The organism is Actinomadura citrea (assembly GCF_013409045.1).
In the GTDB taxonomy this organism is placed as follows: Bacteria; Actinomycetota; Actinomycetes; order Streptosporangiales; family Streptosporangiaceae; genus Spirillospora; species Spirillospora citrea.
The window spans coordinates 57,794-70,997 of record NZ_JACCBT010000001.1 but is presented as its reverse complement, the minus strand read 5'-3'; the positions used below and the strand labels follow the sequence as shown (position 1 = coordinate 70,997).

The 13,204-nt window shown below is 72.1% G+C and carries 15 protein-coding genes; 8 read left to right on the top strand and 7 right to left on the bottom strand.

Going from position 1 to position 13,204, the window contains the following annotated elements; translation table 11 throughout:
• Nucleotides 1–32: 32 nt before the first annotated feature.
• Nucleotides 33–497, bottom strand: a complete 465-nt coding sequence (locus tag BJ999_RS00405) for a MarR family winged helix-turn-helix transcriptional regulator (RefSeq protein WP_179831393.1) — start codon at nt 495–497, stop codon at nt 33–35.
• Nucleotides 498–585: 88 nt separating this feature from the next.
• On the opposite strand from BJ999_RS00405, the gene BJ999_RS00400 reads away from it, so the two are divergent.
• Nucleotides 586–969, top strand: a complete 384-nt coding sequence (locus BJ999_RS00400) for a nuclear transport factor 2 family protein (RefSeq protein WP_179831392.1) — start codon at nt 586–588, stop codon at nt 967–969.
• Between the two features lie 13 nt (nt 970–982).
• Here the strand turns inward: BJ999_RS00400 and BJ999_RS00395 are convergent, their stop codons facing one another.
• Nucleotides 983–1,774 (bottom strand): SDR family NAD(P)-dependent oxidoreductase, encoded by a 792-nt coding sequence (locus BJ999_RS00395; protein WP_179831391.1) that lies wholly within the window; start codon nt 1,772–1,774, stop codon nt 983–985.
• 78 nt (nt 1,775–1,852) lie between these two features.
• Entirely contained in the window at nt 1,853–2,629 is a 777-nt protein-coding gene (locus tag BJ999_RS00390) for an alpha/beta fold hydrolase (RefSeq protein ID WP_179831390.1), read from the bottom strand.
• Nucleotides 2,630–2,791: 162 nt separating this feature from the next.
• Between BJ999_RS00390 and BJ999_RS00385 the strand changes: the two genes are divergently transcribed.
• Complete coding sequence (locus BJ999_RS00385; RefSeq protein ID WP_179831389.1) at nt 2,792–3,646, top strand: helix-turn-helix transcriptional regulator; 855 nt, start codon at nt 2,792–2,794, stop codon at nt 3,644–3,646.
• A gap of 6 nt (nt 3,647–3,652) precedes the next feature.
• Here the strand turns inward: BJ999_RS00385 and BJ999_RS00380 are convergent, their stop codons facing one another.
• Nucleotides 3,653–4,774, bottom strand: a complete 1,122-nt coding sequence (locus BJ999_RS00380) for a methyltransferase (protein ID WP_229810065.1) — start codon at nt 4,772–4,774, stop codon at nt 3,653–3,655.
• A gap of 17 nt (nt 4,775–4,791) precedes the next feature.
• Between BJ999_RS00380 and BJ999_RS00375 the strand changes: the two genes are divergently transcribed.
• Complete coding sequence (locus tag BJ999_RS00375) at nt 4,792–5,163, top strand: YrdB family protein (protein ID WP_229810064.1); 372 nt, start codon at nt 4,792–4,794, stop codon at nt 5,161–5,163.
• Nucleotides 5,164–5,179: 16 nt separating this feature from the next.
• On the opposite strand, the gene BJ999_RS00370 is transcribed toward BJ999_RS00375, so the two are convergent.
• Together BJ999_RS00370 and BJ999_RS00365 are read right to left on the bottom strand one after the other, a co-directional pair.
• Nucleotides 5,180–6,037: a helix-turn-helix domain-containing protein gene (locus BJ999_RS00370; protein WP_179831387.1), complete on the bottom strand. Its 858-nt coding sequence runs from the start codon at nt 6,035–6,037 to the stop codon at nt 5,180–5,182.
• A gap of 157 nt (nt 6,038–6,194) precedes the next feature.
• Entirely contained in the window at nt 6,195–6,911 is a 717-nt protein-coding gene (locus BJ999_RS00365; protein ID WP_218934878.1) for a DUF4097 family beta strand repeat-containing protein, read from the bottom strand.
• Nucleotides 6,912–7,090: 179 nt separating this feature from the next.
• Between BJ999_RS00365 and BJ999_RS00360 the strand changes: the two genes are divergently transcribed.
• Both BJ999_RS00360 and BJ999_RS00355 read left to right on the top strand, forming a co-directional pair.
• On the top strand, nt 7,091–8,479 hold the full coding sequence (locus BJ999_RS00360; protein ID WP_179831386.1) for an MFS transporter: 1,389 nt from the start codon (nt 7,091–7,093) through the stop codon (nt 8,477–8,479).
• Between the two features lie 9 nt (nt 8,480–8,488).
• Nucleotides 8,489–9,244 (top strand): SDR family NAD(P)-dependent oxidoreductase, encoded by a 756-nt coding sequence (locus tag BJ999_RS00355; RefSeq protein WP_179831385.1) that lies wholly within the window; start codon nt 8,489–8,491, stop codon nt 9,242–9,244.
• Nucleotides 9,245–9,313: 69 nt separating this feature from the next.
• On the opposite strand, the gene BJ999_RS00350 is transcribed toward BJ999_RS00355, so the two are convergent.
• Nucleotides 9,314–9,676: a nuclear transport factor 2 family protein gene (locus tag BJ999_RS00350; protein ID WP_179831384.1), complete on the bottom strand. Its 363-nt coding sequence runs from the start codon at nt 9,674–9,676 to the stop codon at nt 9,314–9,316.
• 178 nt (nt 9,677–9,854) lie between these two features.
• On the opposite strand from BJ999_RS00350, the gene BJ999_RS00345 reads away from it, so the two are divergent.
• From BJ999_RS00345 to dnaN, 3 genes are all read left to right on the top strand, one after another.
• Entirely contained in the window at nt 9,855–11,327 is a 1,473-nt protein-coding gene (locus BJ999_RS00345; RefSeq protein ID WP_179831383.1) for an AlkA N-terminal domain-containing protein, read from the top strand.
• A 10-nt stretch (nt 11,328–11,337) separates the two neighbouring features.
• Nucleotides 11,338–11,847 carry a methylated-DNA--[protein]-cysteine S-methyltransferase gene (locus tag BJ999_RS00340; protein ID WP_179831382.1) on the top strand — a complete coding sequence of 170 codons (510 nt, stop codon included), beginning with the start codon at nt 11,338–11,340 and terminating at the stop codon, nt 11,845–11,847.
• Between the two features lie 75 nt (nt 11,848–11,922).
• A complete protein-coding gene (gene dnaN / locus BJ999_RS00335; protein WP_179831381.1) occupies nt 11,923–13,068 on the top strand; it encodes a DNA polymerase III subunit beta in 1,146 nt (381 codons plus the stop codon).
• The last annotated feature ends 136 nt before the right edge of the window (nt 13,069–13,204 follow it).

Here is a 13,204-nt window from a genome sequence, read left to right as displayed (position 1 = left end):
TCTATGTTGGGCGCCCCAATGATCGCCACCGATTATCCGGGCCGGCGGCTCTCGGCGTGGTGGTCGACGACGCGGGTCAGCAGTTCGGTGAGACGGGTGCGTTCGTCCGGTGCGAGGGGGGCGAGCAGGTCGTCCTGGATGCGGGTGACGACCTTCTCCAGTTCCACCAGGTGGAGGGAGCCCTCCGGGGTGAGCGTGATGACGTTGCGGCGCCGGTCGGACGGGTCGGGGGAGCGGTCGACCAGGTTCTTGGCGGCCAGCTCGTTCAGGGCGGCGACCACGTCGCTGCGGTCGATGCCCGAGCGGCGGCCGAGGTCGGCCTGGCTGGACGGGCCGTACTCGTCCAGGGCGGCGAGCAGCCGGTAGTGGTAGCCGCGGGCGCCGGCGGCGGCGAATCCCTCGGCGACCAGGCGGTGGCTGTGCGCGGAGGCCAGGTTGATCAGCCAGCTCGGGGTGTGCCGGAGCCGCGTGGGCGTCCGGCCCTCGGACGTCGTCATGCGGTCCAGTGTAGGGGTTGTTGGCTCGGCCAACGATCGTTTATTGTTGGGCATGCCAATGTTGGCATCGCCAATGAAATGGGGAACCGTGGACGACCGTGCTGAACTCTCCGATCTCGTCAGCCGTCTGGGGTCGTGGCTGGACGACAAGAGCCCCGGCGACGGGCGGGCCCTCTTCGCCGAAGGCGCCGAGGCGCACACCCAGGGCGGGGTCGCGAAGGGGATCGACGCCCTCGTCGCGCAGGCGCGCCGGAACCACACGGTGCCGACCCAGCACTTCATCACCGATCCGCTCATCGATGTGGACGGCGACCAGGCCGCGATCGGCGCGAACCTCCTGGTGGTCTTCGCCCGGGAGGACGGCCTGCGCCTGCTCGGCGAGCGCTACGAGCTGCGCGCCGTCCGGACGGCGGAGGGATGGCGCATCACGCGGGTCGAGGCCCGTCCCATCTGGGAGGCCGTGAATCTCTGAGACCCGCGCTGGTTCAGGGGGACGTGAGTTCGTCCGAGATGGCCTTCAGGCGGGCGCGAGCGTTGGAGTCGTATGCCTGGGCGTTCGCGCGCGCTTCCTGGAGCCCGTCGAAGAAGCGGCCGGACACCTCGTCCAGGGCGGGGTCGGTGATGAGGCGGTGCGTCGCCCGGACGCCCTCTTCCAGGGTGCTGAGCGGCGTGACCACGATCTTGGTCGGCATGTAGGTGGCCGGATGCAGGGCGTTCGCGGTGACGCCCGTCCCGGCCAGCTCGGCGGCGAGGTCGATCGTGAACAGGATCTGGGCGAGCTTGCTCTGGTAGTACGCACGCATCGCGGTGTACCCACGGGTGATCATCACGTCGTCGAGGTCGACGGCCTGCTGGCCGAGGCTGCTGACGTTGACGATCCGCGCCGGCGCGGATGCGATCAGGGTGGGCAGCAGGAGCCGGGTGAGCAGGTAGCCGGACAGGTAGTTCACCTGGAACGTCAGCTCGTGGCCGTCCGCGCTCTCCTCCCGCGGGCCCTCGGCGGAGCCGATCCCCGCGTTGTTGACGAGGACGTCCAGGCGCGGGTGGTCGGCGCGGACGGCCTCGGCGAGCGCGCGGGTCTCGGCCAGCGAGGACAGGTCGGCGCGGTACCAGGAGGCCTTGCCACCGATCTCCCGGAGGGTCGCCTCGCCGCGCCGGTCGTCGCGTCCGTGGACGAGGACCGTGGCGCCTTCGGAGGCCAGCTCGGCGGCCAGGGCGCGGCCGAGCCCGTCGGTCGCGCCCGTGATGAGAATGGTCTGCTGTTCGATGGGACGCATGTTCTCCATGGTGCCCGGTGCGCACGGTAACCGGGCTCCGCCCAGCCGGGCACCTGGCTGAGCGGCCCGGAGCGGCGGTCAGGGGCGTTCGATGAAGTCCCGGACGAGCTTGACGAACTCGTCGGGCCGCTCCGCCATCGCCACGTGGCCGGTGTCGAGTTCGGCGTACTCGCTGCCCCGGATGCCCGCGAACAGCTCCCGGTGGTTCTCGACGGGGATCGTCTGGTCGCGGGTCGCCCCGATGACCAGGGTGGGCGCCGCGATCCGGGGCAGCAGCGGCCGGATGTCGAGCCGCTTGACGAGGTCGATCTGCCGTACCCGGTCGTCGTTCAGGCCCATGAACGCATGCTGCTGCTCGACCGCGTCATGCCCGATCTGGTTGAGGAACGCGCGGCTCAGCGCGGTGAGCGTCGCGAACCTTCCGAAGCCCTCCGGGTCGCTGGCGAGGTCCAGCCAGAGGGTCATGTGCTGCTGGATGTACTCGTCGCCCGCGTGGGACAGCCCCGCGACGGGCACCAGCCGCCGGACGAGGTCGGGGCGCAGCGCCGCGGCCGCCGCGACGGTCGGGGCGCCGAGCGAGAACCCGACCACGTCGGCCGGGCCCGCGCCGGTGTCCTCGATCACGGCGTTGACCTGCGCGCCGAGTGCCTCGATGGTGATCGGAGAGCCGTCGTCCTCGGCGGGGTCGCTGCCGGAGAGGTCGGGCAGGACGACGGTACGGTGATCGGTGAAACGGTCGAGCAGCTGGTCCCACATGCCCGAACCGGGCCCGACGCCGTGCACGAGGACGAGGACGGGCCCCGAGCCCTCGACGCGGTAGGGGACGGTGGCGTTTCCAACGGTGAGCTTCGGCATGACGGGCCGTCCTTCTCGGTGTCGTTCCTTCTCGGTGTCGTTCCTGGACGACCTCGACGCTGCCAGCGCCAGGCCACGATGAGGAGCGGACGGCTTTGGCTAGGACAACGGGTCCCAGTCTCGGATCTACGGACATTCCGGACGGGGCGGAATCATGGGGGCATGGAGATGGACCGCAAGGAGCTCGCCGACTTCCTCCGCCGCTCCCGCGAGCGGCTCCGCCCGCAGGAGGTCGGGCTGACGGCGGGCCCGCGGCGCCGGACGCCGGGGCTGCGCCGCGAGGAGGTGTCGCAGCTCGCCGGCATGTCGGCGGACTACTACATGCGCCTTGAGCAGGCCCGCAGCCCGCAGCCGTCCACACAGCTGCTCGGCGCGCTGGCCCGCGCGCTGCGGCTCACGATCGACGAGCGCGACCACCTGTACGTCCTCGCCGGCCACCGCCCGCCCGCCGGGCCGTTCGCGGGCGAGTACGTCCGGCCGAGCATGCTGTACCTGCTGGACCGGCTGCACGAGACCCCGGCGCAGATCATCGGCGACCTCGGCGACCTGCTGGCCCAGAACGCGCTGGCCGAGGCCCTTTTCGGGTGCGTCTGCACGGTGGAGGAGCCCGACCGGAACATCGTGTGGCGGTGGTTCACCGACCCGTTCGTCCGGGAGGCGTACCCGGAGGAGGAGCACGAGCCGCACGGCCGCCGGCATGTCGCCCTGCTGCGGGCGGCCGTCGCGCGCCGGGGCAACGACGCGGCCGCGTCCGCCCTGGTCGAACGGCTGCACGCGGCCAGCGGCGAGTTCACCCGGGTCTGGGACCGGCACGAGGTCGCCGTCGAGCGCACCAGCCGGATGAAGGTCGTGCACCCGGAGGTCGGCCTCATCGAGTTCGACACCGAGGCGCTGCTGACCCCGGCCGAGGACCAGCGGCTCGTCGTCTTCACGCCGCCGCCCGGCACCGGCAGCATCGAGCTTCTCGACCTGCTGCGCGTCATCGGTCCTGAGACCGCGCACCGCAGCCACCGCTGACCGGCGTCACCCGGCGGTGAGCCGCCACAGGGACGTGGTCTCGGCGGCGCGGGCCGCGTGGAGGGGGTCGTCGGGATCGGCGGCGCGCGGGTGGCGCGGGGCGGTGTCGAGCCTGCCCGCGACCCGCAGGCCGGACGAGGCGATCATCTCCAGGAGCTCGTCCCGCGTGCGGAGGCCCAGGTGTTCGGCCAGGTCGGACAGGATCAGCCACCCCTCCCCGCCCGGTTCGAGGTGGCCGGCGAGGCCGGACAGGAAACCGCGCAGCATCCGGCTGCCCGGATCGTAAACGGCGTGCTCCAGGGGCGTGCTGGGCTTGGCCGGGACCCAGGGCGGGTTGCAGACGGCCAGACCGGCGCGTCCGTCCGGGAAGAGGTCGGCTTGGACGACCTCGACGTTCACTTCCAGACGGTCGACGTTCTCTTGGGCGCAGACCAGCGCACGCGGGTCCTGGTCAGTGGCGACGACGTGCTCGATGCCACGACGAGCCAGAACCGCTGCCAGGACGCCCGTACCGGTTCCAACGTCGAACGCCGTTTTCGTCGGCGGAAGCGGTGCCTCGCCCACCAGATCGACGTATTCGCCCCTGATCGGTGAGAAGACGCCGTAGTGCGGGTGTACGCGGTCGCTGCCCAGCGCAGGAATCGGGACGCCCTTCTCACGCCATTCGTGTGCGCCGACCAGGCCGAGCAGTTCTCGCAGTGAGGTGATGTAGGGCTGGTCGTCCGTCCCGTAGGCCTCCGTACAGGCGTCCTGGACGTCTGGTGCTCGCCGTAGCGGAATCACGTGACCGGGGTCGAACGGTATGAGCAGCATGCCGAGCGTCCGCGCGCGCTGGGCGCGCGCCTGCCGGTACAGGTGGAACGCCTGGGCGCGGTCCGGTTCGGGTTTGTGCCTGCGCCGCCGTGGGGGACGGTCGATCCGGCGCGCCATGGCCTTGAGAAGCTGCCGCGCGTTCTGGAAGTCGCCGCGCCACAGCAGCGCGGTGCCCTCGCACGCCAGGCGGTAGGCGTCGTCCGCGCGCGTCTCGTCGTCGGCCACCACGACGCGGCGGGGCGGCGGCGCGCCGCTCTCCGACCGCCAGCGGACGCGATGGTCCCGGCCGTCCTCCCGCCAGGAGATCTCGTCCACAGAGGTACCGTATCGGCGTGCGTCTACCTGGGCCATTGCATGCCCTCAACGAGGGGCTCGCCTTCCTGCTGGAACTCGCCGCCATCGCCGCGCTCGCCTGGTGGGGCTTCACGGCGGGCGGGAACGTGCTGGTGAACGTCGTCCTCGGGGTCGGGGCGCCCGCCGCGGCGATCGTCCTGTGGGGCCTGTTCGCCGCGCCACGGGCCCGGTTCACGATCGCGCTGCCGCTCGTCCTGTTGGTGAAGGCCGCCGTGTTCGGTGCGGGCGCGCTCGCCCTCGATGGCGTCGGCCACGCCACGGCCGCCGTCGCCTTCGCGGTGATCGCCCTGCTCAACACAGCCCTGGCGACAATCGACCGTGACGCCCACTTCCGCGCGGCCGCCGGGTGAGCCGGCACCGGCCGTTCTAGGCGAGGTCGGCGCTGGAGAGGTGGGCGGACGTCTCGGCCAGCTTGCGCAGGGCCGCCTCTGAGGCCGAGCCCGGTTCGGCCGCGTAGAGCATGAGGCGGCTGAGGTCGGGGTCGCCGGGCAGGTGCAGGGTCTCGAACGGAAGGACGAGCCGTCCCACCTCGGGATGGTCGATACGGGCCTCGCCGTGCGTCAGGTCCGTGACGTGGTGCGCCGACCACAGGCGGCCGAACTCCGGGCTCCGCTCCCGCAGGCAGTCGATGACCGCGCGCAGGTGCGGGTCGTCCGGATCCTGACCGGAACGGAAGCGGAGGTAGGCGGCGTTGCGGCGGGCCACCGTCGGCCAGTTGTCGCCGAGCCGGGCCTTGTAGTCGGGGTTCAGGTGGATCTGGTGCGACCAGGTCCGCTCGTCCGGCGGGACGTTCGCCAGGTCGACGAAAACGGCGGCGGTGAGCCGGTTCCACGCGACCACGTTCGTGTAGTGCCCGACGACGTACGCGGGCGCGTGCGCGAACGAGTCGAGCAGGTGCTGCAGCGGTGCCCGCAGGCGCGGAGGCGCTGCGGCGGGCGCGCGGCGCGGCGGGTGGGCGAGCCGGTGCAGATGGGCGTGCTCGTCGCCGTCCAGCCGCAGTGCCCGCGAGATCGCGTCCAGGATCTCGGTGGACACGCCGTCGGCCGTCCCCTGCTCCAGCCTGATGTAGTACGCGACGCTGACACCGGCGAGCTGCGCGAGCTCCTCGCGCCGCAGCCCGGGGACCCGCCGCCGCGTCCCGTACGAGGAGAGGCCGGCGTCCTCGGGACGCAGCCGCGCCCGCCGCGACTTGAGGAACTCGCCGAGCCGGCCATTGCGCGCCATGCCGCCGAGGCTATCCGGAGCCGCCTCGCGCGCACGCCCGCGCGATCCGTGTGCTCGCCGCGATCAGCCTGCTGGACCAGGCGCACGCCGCCCGGTACTCGGGCAGGTTCGACCGCGCAGGCCCTGTTCGTGAACGCTATGACCTGAGGACCGCGGGTCAGGCGGTCCTGGTGGTGATGTCGCCGTTGCTGGTGCTGACGTCGAGCCGGTACTCGGCGGACGGGTCGTTCGGGATGCCGAGCCGCCGGTCGCCGTCGCCGGTGTGCGTGCTCACGCGGTAGCGTCCCGCGGGCATGGTGACCGTGACCTCGCCGTTGTCCGTCTTGACGCGGACGTTCTGCGGCGAACCGGGCGTCAGGGCGACGTCGCCGTTGGACGTCTCGGCGTCGACGCCGCCCTTGAGGTCGCTCCCCCGGATCTCGCCGTTGTCCGTCCTGACCTTGATCGGGCCCGCGGCGCCGTTCAGGCGGACGGAGCCCGAATCGGTGGACACGTCCACCTTGCCCACCTTCGACAGGGTGATGGAGCCGTTCGAGGTGCCGCCGGACACGGGGAGGCCCGCCGGGAGTTCGACCGTGTAGCTCACCGAGCAGTGCGAGCCGCAGCCGCGCAGCGTCAGGACACCGTTCTCGATCCGGTACGTGGGCCCCTCCGGCTTGTCACCGCGGTGCTTGACCTCGCGGTGCAGGGACGTCTTGGACGAGCCACCGTGCAGCGTCACGCTGCCGGAACCTATGTGGTCCATTCGCACAGCGGTGACTTTGCCCTTCAGCGTGACGTCGTCCTCGTAGGTTGAAGCGAAGGCCACGTCGCATGCGCTGAGTGCGGTCACGCTGACTGCGGCTAGGGCGAGGGCGAAAACCTTGCCACGCACGGCAATCCTCCTGGTCGGTCTGGCTGAACGCTGCTGAGCCTAAGGAGACGGTCACCGGAAGGCCGTCACGCCAGGGAGCCAAGTTGGTTCTCCCCCGCAGGTCGCTGAGCCTGCTACCGGGAGTGGTACGAACGAGCGGGGACTGGGTAGGCGCGTCCGGCGCGGCGAGAGTCTCTGCCATGACCGCACTCACCACCGCCGTGTCCGCTCCTCCAGAGCGGATGTCGTCACGGCACAAGCTGGTTCTGACACTCCTGCTCGGCGCGCAGTTCATGCTCGCCATCGACTTCTCCATCCTGAACGTGGCGCTGCCCGTCGTCGGCAGAGGACTGGGCTTCGGACTGGACCAGCTCCAGTGGATTGCCACGGCGTTCGCCCTCCCCGCCGCCGGATTCACGTTGCTGTTCGGTCGCGTGGCCGATCTGTCCGGACGGCGCCGGATGCTGCTCGCGGGCATGGCGCTCCTGGCCGCGGGGTCGCTGGTCGGTGGGCTGGCCACCACGCCGGCGATGCTGCTCACCGGACGCGTCCTGCAGGGCCTGGCCACGGCGATCGCCACACCGGCCGCCCTGTCGCTGCTCACCACGTCGTTCCCGGAGGGGCCGCTGCGGACGCGCGCGCTCGGGCTCAGCGGCGCGCTGATGTCGGCCGGGTTCACCGTCGGCGCGATCCTCGGCGGGGTGCTGACCGACCTGCTGAGCTGGCGCTGGGCCTTCCTGGTCAACGTGCCGGTGGCGGTGCTGATCTTCGCGGTCACGCCCGTCGTGGTCGCGGAGAGCCGGTCCCGGGACGGGGCGCGGCTGGACGTTCCCGGCGCGGTGACCGTGACCGGCGGCCTGCTCGCCCTCGTCTACGGGATCACGTCCGCCGGTTCGGCCGGATGGGGCTCCCCCGCCGCGCTCGGCGCACTGGTCGCCGCCGCCGTCCTGCTCACCGCGTTCATCCTGGTCGAACGGCGGTCGCCGGCTCCGCTCGCGCCGCTGAACGTCCTCACCCGGCGCACCGTCACCTGGGGCAACGTGGGCGGCTTCGTCGCGTTCGCCACGGAGACGTCGCTGGTGTTCCTGATGACGCTCTACCTCCAGAAGGTCCTCGGATTCTCGCCGCTGGCGACCGGGCTGGCGCTCGGCGTCCTCGGCGCCGGGACGTTCGCCGGAGGCGTCGCCGCGCCCCGGGTCATGCGGCGGCTCGGCGGCCCGGCCACGCTGGTGTCCGGACTCGTCCTGCAGGCCGCGGCCACCGCCGCGCTGCTGGGCCTCGGGGAGTCGCGCGGCGCCCTCGGCCTGCTGCTCGCCGCCACCGCGATCGGGGGATTCGGGAACCTTGTCGCGATCGTCGCGTTCATGGGGATCGCGACGTCCGGGCTGCCGGACCGCGAGCAGGGCCTCGCGACCGGGCTCGCCACGATGACGCAGCAGGTCGCGATCACCCTCGGCATCCCCGTGATGAGCGCCGTGGCCACGGCGAACGCGTCCGTCATCGGCGGCGTCCACACGGCGACGGCCGTGAACATCGCGATCGTCCTCGCGGGCGCGGCCCTTGCCGGGTCGTTCCTGCGGCGCTCGTAGGGGACCGCCATGGACCTCGAACTCGAAGGCAGGGTCTACATCGTGACCGGCGCGTCCGCCGGGATCGGCGAGGCGACCGCCGCCCTCCTGGCCCGCGAGGGCGCCCAGGTCGTCGGGGTGGCGCGCTCCCCCGTCGACGTGGCCGCCGACCTCACCCGGCCCGACGCCGCCCAGCACGTCGTGGACGTCGCGCTGGAACGGCACGGACGCCTGGACGGCCTCGTCAACAACGCGGGCGCCCTCGAATCCCGGATCGGGTTCCTCGACGTCACCGACGCCCAGTGGCACGCGACGTTCGAGCTGAACCTGCACGCGGCCGTGCGCATGGCCCGCGCCGCACTGCCCGCACTCATCGACCAGGGGGCGGGAAGCATCGTGCACGTCGCAAGCGAGGCCGCACGTTTTCCCGACACGCCACTGGTCGACTATGCGGCGTCCAAGACGGCGCTCCTGTCGGTGTCCAAGACGCTGGCGGGGGAGTTCGGGCCCTGCGGAGTCCGTTCCAATGTCGTCACGCCCGGCCCGACCCGCACGCGCCTGTGGGACGAGCCCGGAGGGTTCGCCGACCAGTTGGCCGACCAGTACGGCCTACCGGTGGAGGAGGCGATCCAACGATTCGTCCAGGACGAACGGCGGCTCCCCACCGGACGTCTTGGCACGCCCCAGGACGTCGCACGGGTCATCACGTACCTGCTGTCACCGTTGGCCGCCCAAGTCACCGGTGCCGAATGGACCGTGGACGGGGGAGCGCTACGGCAACTGTGAACGGGGCGTGCCGGACGTCACGGGCGTCCGGCACGCCGCCCCGTCGGTCCGGACCGGCAACGGCCCGGGTCAGGCCGGCACCTTGTCGAGGAACCCGGTCACCCGGTCGAACCGGCCGTCGTCGTCGAACGTCGCCACGTCGAAGCCGACCACGATCGCCTCGCCGCCCTCCGGACCGAGCTCCCAGGTGAAGCGGGCCACGTTGTGGTGGGCGTCGACCGTCCCCGCCGCGCGGAACACCAGGCCGGGGAACTGCTGCTGCGCGGCGCCGACGAACGCGTCGATCGCGTCGCGCCCCTCCGCCACACCGAGCGGGTCGACGTAGACCGGGCTCTCCGTCCACAGCTCGTCGATCGCCGCACGCCGCGCGTCCGCGTCGGTCTCGTTCCACACGGCCAGGTAGCGCTCGACCCGCTGCTGCACATCGCTCATGGCATGACTCCCATCTGATCTTCGGGATCGTTCGCCCCGATGACCTCTACGCTGCCGGGTCCGCGGCGGAAGATCGATTACCTGGGACGTCATGCCCGCGCGTCCGCTGACCTGGACCGCGACGATGATGTCGGATTCCTGCCAGTGAAGACCCCTGACCATCGGTGATGCTGGAGGCATGCACGAGGACGTGGAAAGGTGCGTGCGGGCCTTCCAGGCGAAGGACGCCCGCTTCGACGGATGGTTCTTCGGCGGGGTCGTGACCACCGGGATCTACTGCCGCCCAAGCTGCCCCGTGGTGCCGCCCAAGCCGGAGAACATGCGCTTCTACCCGAGCGCTGCCGCCGCCCAGCAGGCCGGGTTCCGAGCCTGCAAACGGTGCCGTCCCGACACCTCCCCCGGCTCCCCGGAATGGAACCACCGCGCGGACGTCGTCGCCAGGGCCATGCGCCTCATCGCCGATGGCGTCGTCGACCGGGAGGGCGTTCCCGGCCTCGCGGCACGGCTCGGCTACAGCACGCGGCAGATAGAGCGCCAACTCAACGCGGAACTGGGCGCGGGCCCGCTCGCCCTGGCACGGGCCCAGCGCGCGCAGACGGCGCGGCTGCTCATCGAGACGACACCCCTTCCCATGGGCGACGTGGCGTTCGCGGCGGGGTTCGCCAGCATCCGCGCCTTCAACGACACCGTCCGGGGGGTGTTCGCGCTCACCCCGTCCGCCCTGCGCGACCGCGTCGCCAAGGGACATCCGCCCGCCGGGTCCGGTGCCCTGTCGCTGCGGCTGCCGTTCCGGGCCCCGCTGTGCCCGGACAACCTGTTCGGGCACCTCGCCGCCACCGCCGTCCCCGGTGTCGAGGAGTGGCGGGACGGCGCGTTCCGCCGCTCCATGCGGCTGCCCCACGGGCACGGCATCGCCACCCTGCGGCCCCAGCCGGACCACGTCGCCTGCACGCTCAGCCTCAGCGACCTGCGCGACCTCCCCATCGCGATCAGCCGCTGCCGCTGGATGCTCGACCTGGACGCCGATCCCGTCGCCGTCGACGACCTCCTCCGCGCCGACCCCGTCCTCGCGCCGCTCGTCGACAAGGCCCCGGGGCGCCGCGTGCCGCGCACCGTGGACGCCCCCGAGTTCGCCGTCCGTGCCGTCCTGGGCCAGCAGGTCTCGACGGCCGCGGCACGCACCCACGCGGCGCGCCTGGTCACCGCCTACGGCGACCCCATCGACGACCCAGGCGGCGGGCTGACGCACCTCTTCCCGACCCCCGCCGCCCTGGCCGGACTCGACCCGGAGTCCCTCGCCTTCCCCAAGACCCGCCGCACGACCCTGATGACCCTGGTCGATGCCCTCGCCCAAGGGGAGATCGACCTCGGCGTAGGGAGCGACTGGGACGAGGCCCGCGCGCGCTTGTCCGCCCTACCCGGCTTCGGGCCGTGGACCGTCGAGACCATCGCGATGCGCGCCCTCGGCGACCCGGACGCGTTCATCCCCGGCGACCTGGGCATCAGGGCCGCCGCCGCAATGCTCGAACTTCCTGTCACCCCTGCGGCGCTCACCCGGCGCGCCGCACAATGGCGACCTTGGCGCGCCTACTCCGTCCAGTACCTGTGGGCCACCCTCGACCACGCCATCAACCTGCTTCCCGCGAGCTGAAGGAACCGCTGTGGAAACAACGCACGTCGTCATAGAGAGCCTCGTAGGCCCGCTCACCTTGGTCGCCACCGACGGCGCTCTGTCCGGGCTCTACATGGAGATGCAGCGGCACCGTCCGTCCCAGGAGACCTTCGGTGCCCCCGGCGACCCCGAAGACGAACCCTTCGCGACCGTCGCCGAACAGCTCACCGCGTACTTCGCAGGCGACCTGACCGAGTTCGACCTGCCGCTCCGCCTCCACGGAACGCCCTTCCAGGAGCGCGTCTGGGCCGCCCTACAGGAGATCCCCTACGGCCAGACCATCACCTACGGCGAACTCGCCGTCGAGATCGGCAGCCCGTCCGCGTCCCGTGCGGTCGGCCTCGCCAACGGGCGCAACCCGGTCGGCGTCATCGTCCCCTGCCACCGCGTCGTCGGCTCCACCGGCTCGCTCACCGGCTACGGCGGCGGCCTCGACCGCAAGCGCTACCTCCTCGACTTCGAGCGCAAGGTCCGGGCCACCGAGAACGCGCTCTTCTGACCCTCGCGGAGGAATGTCGGAGCCCCGGGTTACCGTGCACGTGATGGCCGTCGAACCCGAGAAGGGCTGATCAAGGTGGAGTTCCGAGTCGAGCGCCAGACGTTCGCCGACGCGGTGGCGTGGGCCGCGCGGACGCTGCCGTCACGTCCCGCGCTCCCCGTCCTCGCGGGCATGCTCATCGAGGTCACCGAGCAGGGCGAGCTCACCCTCGGCGCGTTCGACTACGAGGTGTCCGCCCACGCCACCGACGAGGCGGCCGTCGCGGAGCCGGGCCGCGCCCTCGTTCCCGGGCGGCTGCTGTCCGACATCGTGCGCAACCTCCCGAACCAGCCCGTGGACGTCTTCACCAAGGGCTCCGAGGTCGTCGTCCGCTGCGGCCCGGCCGAGTTCGGCCTCCTGACGCTGCCCGTCGAGGACTACCCCGCCCTCCCCGAGCCGCCCGCCCGCGCCGGCACCGTCCCCGGCGACCTGTTCGCCGCCGCCGTCGCGCAGGTCAGCCCGGCCGCCGGACGCGACGACACCCTGCCCATGCTCACCGGCGTCCGGATCGACATCGAGGGCGACACGATGTGGCTCGCCTGCACCGACCGGTACCGCATCGCCGCCCGCGAGCTGACCTGGTCCCCCGAGGAGCCCGACTTCACCGCCGGCGTCGTCGTCCCCGCCCGCACCCTCGCCGACACCGCCAAGGCGATCAAGCGCGGCGCGGACGTCTCCATCGGCCTCGGCGGCACCGCCGACACCCTCATCGGCATCTCCGGCGGCGGCCGCAGCATGACCAGCCGCCTCCTCGACGACCAGTACATCAACTACAGGTCCCGGCTCACCGGCACCTGGACCTCGGTCGCCGAGATCCAGGTGGCCCCCTTCGTCGAGGCGATCAAGCGCGCCGCCCTCGTCACCGAGCGCGGCACCCCGATCCGGCTGGCCTTCACCGCCGACGAGGTCCGCATCCGCGCCGCCACCGGCGACTCGGCACGCGCCAACGAGAGCGTCGGCGCCCACCTCGACGGCGACGACATCGACATCGCGTTCGCCCCCCAGTACCTGCTGGACGGCCTGGCGGGCATCGACACCGAGTACGCCCGCCTCGAATGCACCGGCCCCACCAAGGCCGCCCTCCTCACCGCCATCCCCGAGAAGAAGGACGACGAGCCCGACCCCGAGAACACCGACACCGGCTACCGCTACCTGGCCATGCCCGTCCGCCTGACCGGCTGACCCCATCCGCGGCTCGCCCGACCCCGCTTGCACACGCTCAACCCCACGCCCGGCCCGCAGCCGCGTCCGCCCTGGTCCAGGCCCTGGTCCAGGCCCTGTTCCCGCCGGCGCGCCGATGCCCGAACTGCACGCCCAG